A 15640-nucleotide genomic window follows, 5' to 3' on the forward strand; every position below is an offset into this window, starting at 1 on the left:
AAATCTCGCAATCCCTTACCCCACAAGGACTAGGGAGGTGTTACTTCGTAGATTTTTCAAATCTCTACCCCCCTATTAGAGACCGGGGATAGAGATGACAACCAGAGGCCCTTAGCGCCTACCCCACCCTGCTCTGTTCGCTTCGCCTTCGGCTCGCTCACAGGGGTGGGGCGCTAAGGGCCTCCAGTTGTCAGTTAGGGATCTTTAAAGTAGGATTCTACGGCCTCCTTGTAGGTTAAGTCTTCTTGGTCAATGACAATGAAAATGGTTCTCAAAATCTCCAATTCATCAGGGCTAAAGGCCAGTTTCCCCTCACTCTTCCCAAAGGTGTAAAAGCCATTCTTTTCAATGAGAGTGATTAGTTTCTTCAGCTGATCATAGGACTTGTCCAATTCGCCCTTGGCTTCAGATAGGGTCATAAAGCTAGAAGCTTGTTCTTGACTATCATCAAAGATAGCAGAAGAGGTGTCAACGACCGAAGAGGCCATGATAGGCGATTCTGACAGGGGAGACATCTTCATAAAGGCCTCTTTAAAGGAAAAGCCCTTGTCTAGTGGGACATAAGGCGAGAAGAACTCACGGGCCACCTCACCGGCATTAGAGATATAACCTCGGCCAATGACTTTCTTGCCATCAATTTCATCAATGTACTTAAATTCCTTGTGCTTATTGGCATCTCCATACATCATGGTATAGCCGGTGTCTTCCAAGTGGCCAACAGATAAACGTTTCATGAACTGGTCACGAAGACTTGTCTTGATGTATTCTCCGTCCGGCCGTTGCATGGCCATGATGACAAAGATACCAGCTTGACGGGCTTCAAGGATGAGTTGGGTCAGGTACTGGTTAACTTGATGTTGGAGTTGGTAGTTTCCTTCTAGTTTAGCCATGAGTGCCGCCCACTCATCAAAGATAATGAATTTTGGACGGAGACCAAATTTGGCAAAGTTCATGCCAGCCACAAAGTCAGGATGGCTTTTCATGTAGAGGTAGCGTTCTTCCATTTCTTCCACATTAGCTCTCAAGCAATCAACAATCTCTTCTTTGGTTACAAAGATATGCCCTTGGTAAATGGGAACATCAGCAAAAGAAGAAAGGTCTGACTGCTTGGGATCACAGATATCAATATCTGCAATGGGTGTGAGACCGTAAAGCAAAATCATAAGGAGAACGGTCTTTCCACCACCAGTCCCACCACCAATGAGGAGGTGAGGTTGTTTAACGTAGTCCCAATAGACATCTTTCATGAGGCGGAGACCCTGTTTGGTTACTTTGACATCTGAGAGCTTGAGACGGCCAGCAAATTGGTCAATGGCTATCTCATAGGTGACGTAGCCTTTCGAAAATTTCTTGCCTGTAAAGTCCCCATCGTGTTGAATTTCAAGGGTGTTTCCAAGTGTCAAAAACTTATCTTGAAACTTGTTTCCTTGAAGGATGAAGGAGGCTTTGAGGTCATATTTCCCCTGTTTGAGGTAGACCTTGGGGAGGGTGATTTTCTCTTTGACCTGCTTATCCCGCTTGATTTTCTTGGAGAGGTAGTAGCCATTTTCGAGAAGAAAGGTAGCCATGATACGCTTGTTATCTAGCTTGGAAAAAGCTAGTGAATGGGAATAGAGATAACGATTGAGAAGGAAAGCAAAGAGGAGACCACTCCCTAAAATCCCTCCTATTATGAGACCATAATAGAGTGGTTGACTCATTACTTCATTGACTTGTAAGCCAAGAAAAAAGCCACTTCCGATTAGAAATGGCAGGTAGAAGAGGGTAAAGGTTATCCCTCTAATGTGTTGATGGTATTTTCGGACACGACGTCCTCTAGAGTGCCAGAGTTTCATTCTTTAGCCTTTACTTGATCTGGTTTGGGAGCAGGGGTGCCTTTTTTATTGATGCGTTGGGCAAAGAATTTATAGACCCCACCTGAGACAGAAGAGTAAGTCACAATGATATCAGAGAGTTCCACTTCATCCCCGAATTTAAGTCCGAGCGCTTCAATCTCACTTGGGAGCATGCCCACAATGGAGAATTCTTCGGTACCATGTTGATTTGCGGATTTAATCGCTACCTTAGTTGAAATGATTTCTCCAGTTGGGACTTGTGGGTAAGAGCCATCTTGATTACGAGGTTGAGTCGTGTCATCTTCATACTTTTGTTCCACTTCATTGATTCCACGCCAAGTGAGTTTTCCAAAAACTTCATCCAGTTTAAGGGCTGGGGTGATATTCAAGTAACGCTTGTCTGTAATGTCCACTTTATCAAATTTCAATCCAACTTTTGCCATAATGTTTTTCCTCTTATCTTTCTTAGTTTTAATTTAGGTACTGATCTGTTTTATTTCTTAACAATTAGTTTGTCTGCATAGACGTTAAGAGCAGGTGCCATATCACGACCATTAATAGCATCTGGGTAGAAAATAGGGTTAACCAATTCCACTTCAGCATCTTCTTCAAAGACTTGAGCAGTTGCAGGTGTGATCACATAGAATTGCAAGTGTTTTTCATTAACCACTTCATGACGTTGAAATTGCCCTTGTTTGCCAAAGACGGTACGTGGGGCGTTTCCCAATTTTTCATAAAGAGCAGTGCCGATAAAGTCAGGGTTCATTTTAAGAGTTTCTTTAATCATAAAGTTTTCCTTTCAGGGTATTAAAAAATCAAGCCAAAGCTTGAGAATTGTAGTATTGGGTAATGAGATGGCGGTAGGTGTTGCCGTAAAATAAAATCTCACCATTAGGATAGTGAAGCTTCTTTTAATTTCTTCAATTGTTGGGTCAGGCGCTCTAGAGCTTGGTTATAAAGCAGGCGCAGAAGGTGTGGGTCACGATCATAAACGTGATAGGAGAATTTGAAATTTTGATAGATAGCATTTAGTTTTTGTTCACAATAAGTCATAATGTCCTTTCCAAATAACAAAGACTACTAGATTATTAAAAGTTCAACAATCTAGTAGCATATGTGTTAAGAGATGAAGCTCGCTCGGAGATTTCCAGTCTTGTCATGGCAAGTTTTCATCAATGTTATTTGGTTGAGAATAGCCAAAACTATTCTCACGGTGGCAACGTTTAGTCAGGTGCATGACGTCAATTACCATCGGTTTCCCGGCCAATCATTCAGGAGTCATTATCATCCCTGTCACGATTCTCTTACGCCTGTTGGCGAAGCCAGTTCACTTTACTATTCGGAAAAGTGCTAAAGTCCGATATGCGTATGGGTTTCTACTAAAGTGTAGAATCCAACTCCAACCAGTACACGGACTTGACGAATTTGACAAATATGATACAATATAGGTACGAAGTATAGTGTGTGTTTGTCGGTCAGTCCTCTGGTTGTCAGACGCACATTTTTTATTAGGATTTCAAGGGACATTGTTTGGTTTCTAAGTAATGCTTATTATTTTTTTGAAACCATTATAAACTAATGTTTATAATTATATTATATATACTTCTGTTTATATTGTCAACCGTTTTTATCAAAAAAACTAAAAAATTTTTAAAAGAGGTCATCTATGGGATTCCCAGAACGCTTAAAAGCCCTACGCTTAGAGGCAAATTTAACACAAAAAGATATGGCTGAAAAATTTGGTATTTCTCAACCAGCTTATTTAGCATGGGAAAAAGGTAAAAGGAAACCAGGTTCTGAAACCTTAGAGAAGTTTTCTAAATTCTTTGGAGTATCAACAGATTATTTATTAGGTAATTCAGACTATCGTACAGTAGAAGAAGATGAGCTGTCAGAAGTAGAAATGCTTTTCCGTGCTACATCACTTGATATGACAGATGAAGAAAAAGCAATTTTTAAGCAAGAATTACTAGAATTTATGAAAGAACGCCAAAAATTGTTTGATGAGAATAACAAATAAAAAAATTCTTTACTTTTTTCTACTTTTTCAATTTCTATTACGAATAATATAGTAGAGAGAAAGTGAGGAAACTGATGAAATTAAAAGAATTAAGACAAACTAAAGAAATGACACGTGTACAACTTTCTAAAGCAATTGATGTACCAGTACGCACTATTGCAAGATGGGAGAATGGTGAAACAGATATGTTCTTAAAAACAGCAATTAGATTAGCGGATTATTTCAATGTAAGTTTAGATGATTTTGTTTCGCCTTAATTTTATTACTACGAAATAATGGGAGTATTTTATGGGAAAACGCCTTTACCTTGATTTTAATATTAGAGATAGAGCATTTTTTATCACTAAGAAGGGACAAGTTATTAAAGGAGTGGTTTATAAGTTAGATAGTCTTGCTGACGATAGTTATGAACCTTATATTCTAGTTGATTCTAAAGATTCTAGTAAGTTTGACTATGAAATAAAATTACATGAAAGTGAAATCGAAGATATAAAAGTACTTGAGCGTAATGCAATTGAAAGAGGAAAAACAGATCATAAAGCTTTTTAATGGATTTCATAATGAAAAATCTTTTATCTCTGTAAAATAGTAGTATGAATACTTTTTAAGTGGACAATTGTCCACTTTTTTTATATAATGATGTCAGTTTAAAAACTGACAAGGAGGTGAAGTATTTGGAAACCACCTTTTCAAAGATTAGTTCAGTTGTAAAATCACAACTCTATCCCTTCATTAAGCTCAGAAAATTATCTTTGTTGACCTACACGTTTGAAGATTTTTTTAATCATGTGGTTAAAGAGAATGATATCAAAGTATTAGATCATCACTTTTCAATGCGAAAAATTGATGGTCTAACGTTGATAGATAGTAGAGGCAGAACCTCACTTTCTTATGAAAAAGAAAATCCTACTGTCCGCCAAAACTTTACTAAATGTCATGAGTTGGGACATTTTTTACTTGGTCATCAAGGAAGTGTCTTTACTGAATTGAAAGAACCTCAATTTTCTCTAGAAGAAGTCGAAGCAAACTATTTTTCAGCTTGCCTTCTCATGCCAGATATTGTTTTGTTATCTAAAGTTTTCTATCAAAAATTGAGTTTTCAAGAAGTTGCTAACTCTCTATACGTATCCACTGAAACTCTAAGTATTAGATTGATAGATTTTTTAAGTCACTTATTAGGTGGAAAAAAAGAACTGATACAAAGTATTGTTTTACACTATCAGTCTGGAGCTAATTCAGAAATTATTAATGTGTTTACTGAGTTTCATGATATTATTGTTCAAGATTATCAATCTTATGAACCTATTCCACAAGAAAGATCTATATACTTAATAGAGCAAAAAGGGTTTATTACTGATGATGACGTGGCAGAATTAGCTCAAATAGAGTTTAGAAATGCGATTACTTCTAAAACTATTGGAACTTGGGCATATTATGATAGGGGAAAAACGATCTTTTATGCATGGGATAAAAAGAAACTAACAGAAAAAGTAGCTTATCAAAAAGCTAAAAATAAATATTATTTAAGTTAAGGAGGCAGATATGTTTTCACCAGAAATGCTAAAGCAAAGGCGCAAAGAATTAAAACTTACTCAATCTGACATAGCTAGGGAGTTAGATATTACCCGCCAGTCTTATTTTGCTTGGGAGAGTGGAAAGACTAAGCCAAATAGTCAAAATATTGAGAAGTTAGCTGATATTCTAGGGGTATCTAGCAGCTATTTTGAATCAGAATATAAAATTGTTAATACTTACCTACAGCTTAATTCACTTAATCGTGAAAAGGTTGAACACTATGCAGAAGAACTACTAACTGTTCAGGAAGAAAACAAGGTTGTTTCCCTATACAGTATTAAGGTTATTGATGATATTGAATTGTCAGCTGGTCTAGGGGAAAGTATTTATGATCAATCAGAGTCGGTTGAAGTCTTTGCGGATGAGGACTATAGCTATGATATTGCTACTTGGATTAAAGGGGATTCTATGGAACCAATATATCTGAGTGGAGAAGTAGCGCTTATACGAGAAGGTGGCTTTGACTATGATGGCGCTGTCTATGCTGTCGTTTGGAATGAGAGAGCCTATATCAAGAAAGTTTATCTAGAAGAAGACGGGTACCGCCTTGTATCGCTCAATACTGATTATCCTGATATGTTTGCCTCGGCAGAAGATAATCCAAGGATTGTTGGTAAAATCATTGGTCATTTCATGCCAATTGTAGGAGGATAGATTCATGGGCTATTTTAACTATTCAAGAGAGCCTAAAAGTGACATTGCCTTTATTGATATGAAGTCCTTCTATGCCAGTGTAGAATGTGTAGAGCGTGGATTACATCCATTAAAAACTTCCTTATGCGTAATGAGTAGAGCAGATAATTCGAATGGCTTAATTTTAGCTTCATCACCTATGTTTAAGAAAATCTTTGGTAAGAGTAATGTAGGGCGGGTGTATGACCTACCCTTTGATATTCATATCCGAAAGTTTTTTTATTATAACGCCAAGCGACAAGGTCTTGAGATTACACCAGAATATATTCGCTATATAGAGGAATGGGCAAAAGTTACTTTTATAGTCCCACCTCGCATGAGCTTATATATTGAGAAAAACATAGAAATTCAACGTGTTTTAAAGAACTATGGTAGCCCAGAAGATATTCTCCCTTATTCAATTGATGAAGGGTTTATTGACTTAACAGGATCACTCAATTACTTTGTGACTGACAAAACAATATCTAAAAAAGAAAAGCTAGATATTGTTTCTAGTAAAATTCAACATGACATCTATAGAAAAACTGGTATTTTCTCTACAGTAGGCATGTCAAATAGCAACCCTTTACTTGCTAAATTAGCATTAGACAACGAAGCTAAGAAAACAAAGACAATGCGTGCTAATTGGTCTTACGAAGATGTCGAATCTAAGGTATGGGGTATCCAGGAAATGACAGATTTCTGGGGAATTGGTAGTCGAATGAAAAAAAGACTCAATGCTTTAGGAATCATGTCTATTAAAGAACTTGCAAACAGTAATCCAGATATTCTTAAGGCTCATCTAGGCATTAATGGTGTTGATCTCTTTTTCCACGCTAATGGGATTGATGAAAGCAATGTCCCTAAACCCTATAATCCAAAATCAAATGGAATAGGGAATTCACAAGTTTTACCAAGAGACTATATCAGACAAAGAGAGATTGAAATAGTTCTTTCAGAAATGGCTGAGCAAGTGGCGGTTAGACTCAGAAAAGCTGGTAAGAAGACGACATGTGTTTCCATTGGAGTAGGTTATTCACGTAGTGAGAATAAGAAGAGTATTCATGCACAGATGAAGATAGAGCCAACCAATCAGACAGAAACTTTAAAAAATCATGTCTTATCGCTTTTCCATAAAAAGTATAGTTTTGGTGCTGTTAGAAGTACTAGTATTTATTATTCACAATTAGTAGACGAATCTTTTGGACTTATTTCATTATTTGACGACGTAGAAAAAATCGAGAAGGAAGAAAGGATCCAGTCTGCGATTGATACCATCAGACAAGAATTTGGTTTTACTTCTTTACTAAAAGCTAATGCTTTAGCAGAAGGGTCACGAGTAATCGCAAGAAGTAAATTAGTTGGTGGTCATTCAGCTGGAGGATTAGATGGATTAAACTAGTGATAGATAGAAGTTATTTACCTTTTCAATCAGCTAGAGAACATCAAGACCGTGGTATGATGAAATGGATGGGCTTTTTCTTATCTGAGCATACTACGTCTCTAGTTGAAGAGAAATATAAAATAAAATTTTCAGATGAGCTTAGTTTGCTTGATAAGCTAACACTTATCTCACAACTCTATGCAGGTCAACTTGAAGGACAATTTACTGTAAAAACACACAATCAAAAAGTCACCTATCATGGACAGGTGACGGAAATATCCAAAGATGAAATTGTAATTAAATCGGATAGTAGGTTTCATTTGGTTGAAGTTGAGACTATTCTAGATATTCAATTAGCAGAAGGAGGAATGGAAAGTGGATAGGCGTGAACTATATAAAGATAAGCTACAGATAGACTATTTTTCAGAGAGCTATATCAAGTTTGAAGAAGATTTTTATCGTCACTCAGCGGATGGAACGCCTCTCACATTTATCATTGATGATATTCTATTATCTCATAAAAACTATTTCAAGCTCAATAAGGAAAAGTCAATTGATGGACGAGACCATTATTTTCAGTTCCAAGTATCTTTGGGGAGAGATAACAAAAACGTCAGGATATTTCGATACGTGGGACAAAGTACAAAGCTAAAACTATGTTAGGTTGTAATTTAGGAAATTTTAAGCTCGTATGGCTATACTACAATCAACCCTAAAACTTTTCTTTTTCATAATCTCCTTGAAATAGTCATTGCATTATGCATTGGCTATTTCTTTTTTGCCAAAGAATGACTTCCGTTATAATGGACGTTTTTAGAAAAGTCTGTTATAACGGAAAACTAAAAATTTATGAACAATTGACCTAACATGGTCTAAACCCTGATAATACAGGGATAGAATCATAAAGTACATAGATTGAAAAATGTACTTTATTTTTATTTTGTACTTTATTTTAAACACTAATAATGTACAGAGCTGGGTGAGTATATTGTAGTTATGGTGGAAATTCAATTGTACAAAATGTAGTAGAAAATAGAGGAGAGGAAGTAGGTTCAAATGTACACTTTTTGAAGACGATAATGTGTCATTTTATATAAATTTTGGGAACTATATACCAGTTTACACCAACCACAAGATATAGTATTTGCGTGAATATCAAAAAAGGCGACGTGAGTCGTCTAAAAATCTTAGAATTTTATATTAAAACTAAAGTGAGATAATTATTGTATCTCACTTTTTTCTGGGTTTGTCCCATAATTTTTAACATTTTTAGAAAGTTACTATAATTTATTCAGAGGAACATTTGTTATGATATAATGAGTATAAAGCGAAAGAAAAAAGAGGGATTATTATGAAAAAAGCTTGTTTTATTTTTTTTGTTTATTACTAGTAGGCTGTCATCAGGAATCAAATAATACTAAAACAACGCAAAGTAGTGAAAGAATACAAACTTCTAGCAGTAGTAATATATCATCACAAGAAGAGAGTAAAGATTATAGTGAATGGTACCTAAATTATAAGTATTATTATGTCCGAGCTAATACATCATCATTAATGGTTGGAGGGTTATCATTAAATAATGATGGTACCGCAATATTATATAGATCTGGTGCAGAGCTAATGGCATATAATCAAGGAAGTCCTCTGATAGGGACATACATAATCGAAGAGTATAAAGGATCGGATTCTATTCAAACCTATGTCACTTCGGGAAATATGACCGTAAATGGTGAAGAACCTAGTCGAACAGCAGTTATGCCACGTATTAAGATTGTAATTAATATTTCTTCTGAAAATATTGAGAGACTTAATGGTTCAGCTACCCCTTCGGAAAACCAGACGGAAGTATTATATGGATATAGCAATGATGAAGAGAATAAAGTATTAACAACAGGAGAAGAAAATAAATCAACAATACAAGTCTATTTTCATGGAAAACCTAATGAAACAGAATATGTTGTTAATGTAGATGAGGTAAATCTACGTTCAAAACCAAGCTTAAATTCCGATATTATTGATTCAAGACGAAAGGGTGATATTATCCAAGTATCTGATTACGTTAATGGTGATAAATATAATGATATTTCAACTTGGCAGGAAGTAACCCTTGATGGAAAAGTATGTTACGTTTGGTCAGGTGCTCTTCGAGTAAAATCAGCTTATGATCAAGAACAACAATCAGTCAAAGATATTGATTTAACTGCGATTAGTTCTGGAAATTACGAATCATTAGTCGGAACATGGGTTAATGGCAAAGGTGAGACTCTCATTATTCAAAGTGATGGCTTAATCGTTAGCACAGTAGATGGAAGGTCAGGTAAAGGAAGTTTGGGTGGTGCTTTTAGGTACGAAAGTGATGGTGTTCCTTATATTGGAGTCAGTAATGGGTATACTGGAGGTTTATTGGCATTGCTTAAGGTTGGTTTTAAGACAACAGGAGATAATTCGGATACTTCTAAACCACGAATTGTACCAACCCAAAATGGTGTATATAATTTACCAGCTGACGCCTATTATTATCTCCAATAGTATAATTAATTAAGGAGAAAATTTAGATGAAAAAGATGGCTTTGCTAGGAATGATGGGATTATCGATATTGTTTGGTTGCTCTAAAAAAGATAGTAATCAAGCGGCGACTGGCAGTTGGTATACTAGTTCAAATGAAAGTAGTAGCTCGACTTCTAGTTCATCACAAACTGAAGGTAATGAGAAAACGATGAGTAATAATAGTATTTATGATATCGTTTTAGAAAAACTTAGAAATGATACAAGTGATACTCCAGCGACGCATTACGCCTATTATGATATCGATGGGAATGGTCAGGATGAACTATTTTCTGGACGGTACTGGGAGTCTACAGGAACAGTTGAATTTGCGGCTCTTTATTATGATAATAACGGAGTAGCTGACTATTTGGCACAAAGTTATGTTGCATCAAGTGGTGGTTATCGAGAAGCTACAAATATTTACACAGATGGAACGATTATTACTGCTAAGTGGATGTCAACAGGAACAGAAATGGAAGATACCCAGTATCAATTGAGAGCAGATAATAGTGGTATTGATACTATAAAAAGTGCTACTGTACCGATTGGTAAAGATGTGGAATTAACGGATTACTTTGATGTAAAAAATAAAGAGACATTTGATTTTAGTGTGCTTGCTTGGCAACCATTAGTATCTGAACAAGCAAATTCTGATGATTTAGATGTTAATCAGATACTTAGTGGAAATTACGAATCATTAGTCGGAAAATGGGTTAATGGCAAAGGCGATACGTTGACTATCAGTGCTGATGGGACAATTAACGAAGATGGTGTAATCCGTTCGGCAGGTAAGAATGATAACAGACTTGTTTATTTAGCAGCTGGTTCTAACAATGGAGCTCCAGGAGGATTTGCGATTGGATTATTTCCAATTGGTGTTGAAAATCCATTAGGAGATTATTCAGATACTTCAAAACCAAGGTTGGTTGTATGACAACAATTTACTGATTTCCCTGCAGATGTATATTATTATCGAAAATAACATCCCAAAAATAAAAACCAACCAAACCAACGATTCGTTTGCTTTTTATTTTTGGGATGTTATTCTTGTTCACGGATAAAGGTGAGGGTTTGGTATTGGGATAATTCTGGTGAGGATTGGAAGCCGTCAAAGGTTAGGTGTTTGATTTGCTCAATGGTTTCAATTTGCTTTTCAGCCATTAGTGAGATCAAACGACCTCGTCCTTTTTTAGAAATAGTTGAATGAACTTTTGGCTTTCCGTTTCTATTTTCCATAAAGACAATTTTAACCATGGGTTTACGGATATTTGGAGAGAAAATGGGACTGATTAAACCAAACCGTATAAGGCAGTAGCGATACGAAGGTGGTTATCAAGATAATGTCGCTCCGCTTAAATAGGAAAATGTACTTTTGAAAAAATTTCCAGTTTTGTCGTTAATAAAGTACATTTTTGGCATTTTTTTCCTAAAAAATTTTTTTGGTTATGATTGAAATTTTCTTATTATCTTAGAAACTGAAAATAGAGTTTAGATTATTTCTTTCTCGAAAAGACTTATTTTTCGGAGAGTTTATGATATAGAAAAAATCAGTCAAATTGACTGATTTTAATTTTGGTTGATTGCAATGGCTACTTGTTCAGCAATAGCTCTTGCGAGTAGAGGAGGAACGGCGTTTCCAACTTGAGTAAACTGAGGTGTTTCCTGAGATCGTTTATCCCCGCCTGTAGTTCTTTTACCGAGAAATTCAAAACTATCATCAAATGATTGCATACGAGCCATCTCACGAACAGTCAGAACACGGTTAAAATAAGGATGAATAAAGTCATCTGGTAATGTTACCATTGTAGGGGACACAGAATCAGGGTTAAGTCTTGTACGTATAGATTTTTTGGTTAAGATGGCTTCACCGATTCTATCAGTAAACTCACCGTCAACCAGAATCTCATGAAACGCTTCTTCATTAAGATATTGATTTAAATTATCTTCTATTGAATCCCAGAAATGTAAAGTTGTTTCTATACTTGAATCTAAGCGATTTGAAAGTGACTTGATAATTGAAGCAAATTCATTACCGTCTGGGTCTAATATAGCTAGTTGAGAGAGTTGTCTATTTGTAAAGTGCACCCAGCGACTCTCCTTGAACCTGTCTTGGTAAATACCAAGTTCTCTGAGCTGTTCAAGTATGATAACAAAGTTTGCTTCTGAATTAACTTGAAAGAGACTTTCGTTAAATAATTCAGGTGAATTATCACGAAGATTGATGCCTTCCTTCTTGAGGCGATTAATTACCGCTCGAGTATTTTCTCCAGGTCTATAAAGAGCAAAGCGTTGTGAAACGATAATGTCATGGCGTGATTCTTCCATATTCTTGATTTCATCTCTAGGAATGAAATCGCCATTAACGTTTGGAGTGACACCATTCATACGTTCAATTGAATAGTCTGAGTCGTAATGTATTTCATTGTATAGGTTGCCTAAAGCATCAGATACAGTAACAGTAGGGTAATTCTCAGACTCAGGATATTCAATCGGAGCAACATCGTTTCGATATGCTAAAAAGACAACACGGTTACGTTGTTGAGGAACTCCAAATTCGGATGCATTTAATACTTTTACATCTAGCAAGGTATATCCGAGACCGTCAAATTCATCATTTAAAATATCTTTGACCAATCTTTGACCAAGGTATAGTTCATCGTTTAGCACACTTGGAAAGTCTAACATTAACATGTCGAGAATGCCAGTAACATTTTCCATCACAACATACCTAGGTCTAATGTCTCGGATGATTCTTAGATATTCATGGAAGAGCATATTTCTAGGGTCACTTGCGTCTCGTTTACCTAAACGGCTAAAACCTTGACAAGGAGGACCACCAAAAATTGCATCTACATTACCAGTCTCAAAAATAGGACCATATCTTAGATTGTTTATTTTTTCGAAGATTAACTCAGAAGTCAAATCCTTTATATCAGCAAGTTCAAAGTGAGTATCAACTCCTTCAATAAGACCCAATTGCCTATGTCTATTAACATAAGTCTCCTCAACCATTGGACTCTTATCGCTAGAAAAAATAATGTTAAAGCCAGCTTGAAGAATACCTTCACTAAAACCGCCAGCTCCAGAAAATAAATCAATTGCGTAAGGCATCGTTTTACCTCTTTCTTTCTTAATAAATTATATCAAAAAGTATTTGATAAGTCCAGGATGGAGGCTAAATTAGCCCTCGTTGATATATTCGTAAATTACATTGAAGAACAATATACCAGATAAAAAGATACCTTTACCGAATTATAAAGCGTGGTATTACAGTAAAATATCATTAAATATAACCTACAGGAGTAGTTATGGAGATTATTTTTAACAACTTAGATAAAATCAGAACCAAACGAGACCTAAGTATCTCTGAATTAAGCAAAATATCAGGGTACTCAAGAAAGTCTATTGCCAAATTGCTTTCAAGGAATACTAATTTTGAAACCAGATTGGCAATTACAGTAAGCATGGCTAAAGCTTTGAATGTAGATTTTAAAAAACTATTTAAACGTGGTCAGGTTGATTATGGTAGCTTTGATACGGACTATACAGCAGAAAGATACCTAGAGTGCTTTGTTATCAATGTAAAAAATAAACTCAATGATAGATATCGTTATTTTATTAGAACAGAATCGGGTCTTAGTCAGTCTACGATTAGTGACCTATTAAATGGAAAAACAAAAGATCCACAGGTACGTACACTATTGAAAATAGCAAATTCAATAGAGGTGCCGATAGAAAAACTTTTTGAAGAGGTAAAGTAGATGTTATTTGAGCCATATGAAGATGAACTTTCTTATATTGAAAAGATTCATGAATATAATAGTAAAGACTATACAATTATAAGGCTAACAGACACAATGATCGGTAAAAGAATTATTGATGCAAATGTTTTTGTTCAAGATATTCTAAAAAAATATGGCTTGTTAGATTTTTCAAAACTTGAAAAAGGTGAGAAAAAAATACTTCAAGCAAAGGTGGTTGGAAAAAATGCTGATTTTGAAACAAAAATGTCATGCTATAGAGCAAAGACAAGAGGTGATGAAAGATTTTGGATTTATGGGAAAAAATTTAAAGACCAAGTAGAACCTGGTCAATTAATTTATATTACTGTTAATCCTGATAAAGATAAAGTTATTACCATCAATCTTTCAACTGAAATGATTGAAGATATTCAATTATCATCAGTCTTTGGTGTAGACAAAATAAAGGAATCTCTAACAAGATTGCTTCCTAGTATTAAAGAAATTGCCTCACAAGGCTTTCACCCAAATTCTAAAGGAGCTGGGAAGATTGCACCGAAAGATGCTGGCGATACACTAGAGTCTTTGCTAGGAATTGAAACAAATAATCGACAGGATGCTGATTTTGAAGGCGTTATAGAGTTAAAATCTAAAACGTCAAAAACGCTCGATACACTATTTACATTGAGACCCCAATTTGATGGGACACCCGTAGAGGAGTTTGAACCCAATGACCGTAGTAGGGTTTCAGGATTTGCAAGATATTATGGGTATGAATCAGATAAGCATCCAGGTATGAGTAGCCTCTATATTACGATTGGTTCTGAAAATGCTCCTCAAAATAATCAAGGTTTTTATCTAGAGGTAAATGAAAATGACCGTACCGTTGAAATCAGAAAGGCAGAAAACGGTAGTAGTCATAAAGCTGGTTATTGGAATTTTGATGATTTAGAAAATGAACTACACCTGAAACATCCAGCAACATTATGGGTGAAGGCGGAAAGAAGAATGAGTGGTAATATTGGTGAATTTAAATATGTAGAAGCAGAGCTCACTCGTTCACCTCAATTTATGACGTTTATCTCCCTGATAAAATCGGGTGTCGTAACATATGATTGGCGAGGATATACTACTAAAGAAGGGAAATATTCTGGGAAAAATCATGGGAACGCCTGGCGTGTGAAAAACAAGCAACGAAATCAATTGTTTGGTAGTTCAGAAGTGATTAATTTGTTATCAGACTAGGAATAAAGAATGCAAGATAAGTATGATAGAACTTTGAGGCAATGAGATTTACAGAAAATATTGTAAACGATAGATTACTTTATGATGGTAGATATGGTACTCTCATACAACGTCATACGTTTTAGGAGGTTTTTTAAAAGAGAGACGTTAAAGATGATGAGCTAGCCAAACTAGGCTTAAATGAAAGTTATGAATTCAATCTTTTTTTAATTCGATTTCATTTTTGGTAGGTTCGATTATATCCGAAAAGAAGCTTTCAATATTTGCAGTAAGATAACCTTTCGACTGTTTTGGGGTATGATTAAATAGTTCAACAAATGAGGGTAAAGTTAGAATGTCAGCAGATTCAATATTAAATTGCTTTTGCTTGCAAAGATTGAATAGTTCTGTTCCGAAGTTTTTGACAGTTTGCTGAAATTCACCGTGAAATATATTCTTGGTTAAGAGAATTTCAAGATTAGAAATAAAGTCTTCCAAGTTATCATAAAGTTCTTCAAAATTTGTCATGGTAGTTCTCCTTAAAGTATATTTAGTTTTATTGTAAACAATGTTAGTAATGATGTCAAAAGCATTACAGGATTTAGTGGTATATATGCTATAATGAATATAAAGAAAAATGAA

19 protein-coding genes are annotated in these 15640 nt (G+C 35.4%); 12 read left to right on the forward strand and 7 right to left on the reverse strand.

Annotated features, from left to right (window positions below; translation table 11 throughout):
- Positions 1-194 precede the first annotated feature (194 nt).
- From F601_RS0102205 to F601_RS12185, 4 genes are all read right to left on the reverse strand, one after another.
- Entirely contained in the window at positions 195-1835 is a 1641-nt protein-coding gene (locus F601_RS0102205; RefSeq protein WP_018164039.1) for an FtsK/SpoIIIE domain-containing protein, read from the reverse strand.
- Positions 1832-2278 (reverse strand): hypothetical protein, encoded by a 447-nt coding sequence (locus F601_RS0102210; protein WP_018164040.1) that lies wholly within the window; start codon positions 2276-2278, stop codon positions 1832-1834. Before F601_RS0102210 ends, F601_RS0102205 begins: the two co-directional genes overlap by 4 nt.
- A 50-nt stretch (positions 2279-2328) precedes the next feature.
- Positions 2329-2622 carry a hypothetical protein gene (locus tag F601_RS0102215; protein ID WP_018164041.1) on the reverse strand — a complete coding sequence of 98 codons (294 nt, stop codon included), beginning with the start codon at positions 2620-2622 and terminating at the stop codon, positions 2329-2331.
- Positions 2623-2726: 104 nt separating this feature from the next.
- Positions 2727-2888, reverse strand: coding sequence for a hypothetical protein (locus F601_RS12185; protein ID WP_018164042.1), 162 nt, complete (start codon positions 2886-2888; stop codon positions 2727-2729).
- Between the two features lie 613 nt (positions 2889-3501).
- Between F601_RS12185 and F601_RS0102225 the strand changes: the two genes are divergently transcribed.
- From F601_RS0102225 to F601_RS12190, 10 genes are all read left to right on the forward strand, one after another.
- Positions 3502-3855, forward strand: a complete 354-nt coding sequence (locus F601_RS0102225) for a helix-turn-helix domain-containing protein (protein WP_018164043.1) — start codon at positions 3502-3504, stop codon at positions 3853-3855.
- Positions 3856-3929: 74 nt separating this feature from the next.
- Positions 3930-4112 carry a helix-turn-helix transcriptional regulator gene (locus F601_RS0102230; RefSeq protein WP_018164044.1) on the forward strand — a complete coding sequence of 61 codons (183 nt, stop codon included), beginning with the start codon at positions 3930-3932 and terminating at the stop codon, positions 4110-4112.
- 31 nt (positions 4113-4143) lie between these two features.
- Positions 4144-4404, forward strand: a complete 261-nt coding sequence (locus F601_RS0102235; protein WP_018164045.1) for a hypothetical protein — start codon at positions 4144-4146, stop codon at positions 4402-4404.
- A gap of 116 nt (positions 4405-4520) precedes the next feature.
- Positions 4521-5387: an ImmA/IrrE family metallo-endopeptidase gene (locus F601_RS0102240; RefSeq protein ID WP_248678553.1), complete on the forward strand. Its 867-nt coding sequence runs from the start codon at positions 4521-4523 to the stop codon at positions 5385-5387.
- A 10-nt stretch (positions 5388-5397) separates the two neighbouring features.
- Positions 5398-6084, forward strand: a complete 687-nt coding sequence (locus tag F601_RS0102245; RefSeq protein WP_018164047.1) for a LexA family transcriptional regulator — start codon at positions 5398-5400, stop codon at positions 6082-6084.
- 4 nt (positions 6085-6088) lie between these two features.
- Positions 6089-7504 carry a Y-family DNA polymerase gene (locus F601_RS0102250; RefSeq protein WP_018164048.1) on the forward strand — a complete coding sequence of 472 codons (1416 nt, stop codon included), beginning with the start codon at positions 6089-6091 and terminating at the stop codon, positions 7502-7504.
- Positions 7504-7869: a hypothetical protein gene (locus F601_RS0102255; RefSeq protein ID WP_018164049.1), complete on the forward strand. Its 366-nt coding sequence runs from the start codon at positions 7504-7506 to the stop codon at positions 7867-7869. Before F601_RS0102250 ends, F601_RS0102255 begins: the two co-directional genes overlap by 1 nt.
- On the forward strand, positions 7862-8149 hold the full coding sequence (locus tag F601_RS13445) for a DUF5960 family protein (RefSeq protein ID WP_018164050.1): 288 nt from the start codon (positions 7862-7864) through the stop codon (positions 8147-8149). Before F601_RS0102255 ends, F601_RS13445 begins: the two co-directional genes overlap by 8 nt.
- 699 nt (positions 8150-8848) lie before the next feature.
- A complete protein-coding gene (locus F601_RS0102265; RefSeq protein ID WP_026183070.1) occupies positions 8849-10015 on the forward strand; it encodes a DUF6287 domain-containing protein in 1167 nt (388 codons plus the stop codon).
- A 188-nt stretch (positions 10016-10203) separates the two neighbouring features.
- The gene (locus F601_RS12190) at positions 10204-10968 is read left to right on the forward strand and encodes a DUF6287 domain-containing protein (RefSeq protein WP_248678549.1); all 765 of its coding nucleotides are present in this window, start codon (positions 10204-10206) and stop codon (positions 10966-10968) included.
- A gap of 107 nt (positions 10969-11075) precedes the next feature.
- Here the strand turns inward: F601_RS12190 and yaaA are convergent, their stop codons facing one another.
- Both yaaA and F601_RS0102280 read right to left on the reverse strand, forming a co-directional pair.
- A complete protein-coding gene (gene yaaA, locus F601_RS13450; RefSeq protein ID WP_248678551.1) occupies positions 11076-11270 on the reverse strand; it encodes a peroxide stress protein YaaA in 195 nt (64 codons plus the stop codon).
- A gap of 330 nt (positions 11271-11600) precedes the next feature.
- On the reverse strand, positions 11601-13145 hold the full coding sequence (locus F601_RS0102280; RefSeq protein ID WP_018164054.1) for a DNA cytosine methyltransferase: 1545 nt from the start codon (positions 13143-13145) through the stop codon (positions 11601-11603).
- A gap of 197 nt (positions 13146-13342) precedes the next feature.
- Here F601_RS0102280 and F601_RS0102285 point away from each other — a divergent pair, with 197 nt between their 5' ends.
- Together F601_RS0102285 and F601_RS0102290 are read left to right on the forward strand one after the other, a co-directional pair.
- Positions 13343-13795, forward strand: a complete 453-nt coding sequence (locus F601_RS0102285) for a helix-turn-helix domain-containing protein (protein WP_018164055.1) — start codon at positions 13343-13345, stop codon at positions 13793-13795.
- Positions 13796-15019, forward strand: coding sequence for an MvaI/BcnI family restriction endonuclease (locus tag F601_RS0102290; RefSeq protein WP_018164056.1), 1224 nt, complete (start codon positions 13796-13798; stop codon positions 15017-15019).
- Between the two features lie 195 nt (positions 15020-15214).
- Here the strand turns inward: F601_RS0102290 and F601_RS0102295 are convergent, their stop codons facing one another.
- On the reverse strand, positions 15215-15526 hold the full coding sequence (locus tag F601_RS0102295; RefSeq protein ID WP_018164057.1) for a hypothetical protein: 312 nt from the start codon (positions 15524-15526) through the stop codon (positions 15215-15217).
- Between the last annotated feature and the right edge of the window lie 114 nt (positions 15527-15640).

This window comes from Streptococcus henryi DSM 19005, assembly GCF_000376985.1.
Taxonomy (GTDB): domain Bacteria; phylum Bacillota; class Bacilli; order Lactobacillales; family Streptococcaceae; genus Streptococcus; species Streptococcus henryi.

Bases quoted from the DNA above. Each gene is read 5' to 3' on its own strand.
- F601_RS0102205 (WP_018164039.1), bottom strand. From the start codon at position 1,835: ATGAAACTCTGGCACTCTAGAGGACGTCGTGTCCGAAAATACCATCAA.
- F601_RS0102210 (WP_018164040.1), bottom strand. From the start codon at position 2,278: ATGGCAAAAGTTGGATTGAAATTTGATAAAGTGGACATTACAGACAAG.
- F601_RS0102215 (WP_018164041.1), bottom strand. From the start codon at position 2,622: ATGATTAAAGAAACTCTTAAAATGAACCCTGACTTTATCGGCACTGCT.
- F601_RS12185 (WP_018164042.1), bottom strand. From the start codon at position 2,888: ATGACTTATTGTGAACAAAAACTAAATGCTATCTATCAAAATTTCAAA.
- F601_RS0102225 (WP_018164043.1), top strand. From the start codon at position 3,502: ATGGGATTCCCAGAACGCTTAAAAGCCCTACGCTTAGAGGCAAATTTA.
- F601_RS0102230 (WP_018164044.1), top strand. From the start codon at position 3,930: ATGAAATTAAAAGAATTAAGACAAACTAAAGAAATGACACGTGTACAA.
- F601_RS0102235 (WP_018164045.1), top strand. From the start codon at position 4,144: ATGGGAAAACGCCTTTACCTTGATTTTAATATTAGAGATAGAGCATTT.
- F601_RS0102245 (WP_018164047.1), top strand. From the start codon at position 5,398: ATGTTTTCACCAGAAATGCTAAAGCAAAGGCGCAAAGAATTAAAACTT.
- F601_RS0102250 (WP_018164048.1), top strand. From the start codon at position 6,089: ATGGGCTATTTTAACTATTCAAGAGAGCCTAAAAGTGACATTGCCTTT.
- F601_RS12190 (WP_248678549.1), top strand. From the start codon at position 10,204: ATGAGTAATAATAGTATTTATGATATCGTTTTAGAAAAACTTAGAAAT.
- yaaA (WP_248678551.1), bottom strand. From the start codon at position 11,270: ATGGAAAATAGAAACGGAAAGCCAAAAGTTCATTCAACTATTTCTAAA.
- F601_RS0102280 (WP_018164054.1), bottom strand. From the start codon at position 13,145: ATGCCTTACGCAATTGATTTATTTTCTGGAGCTGGCGGTTTTAGTGAA.
- F601_RS0102285 (WP_018164055.1), top strand. From the start codon at position 13,343: ATGGAGATTATTTTTAACAACTTAGATAAAATCAGAACCAAACGAGAC.
- F601_RS0102290 (WP_018164056.1), top strand. From the start codon at position 13,796: ATGTTATTTGAGCCATATGAAGATGAACTTTCTTATATTGAAAAGATT.
- F601_RS0102295 (WP_018164057.1), bottom strand. From the start codon at position 15,526: ATGACAAATTTTGAAGAACTTTATGATAACTTGGAAGACTTTATTTCT.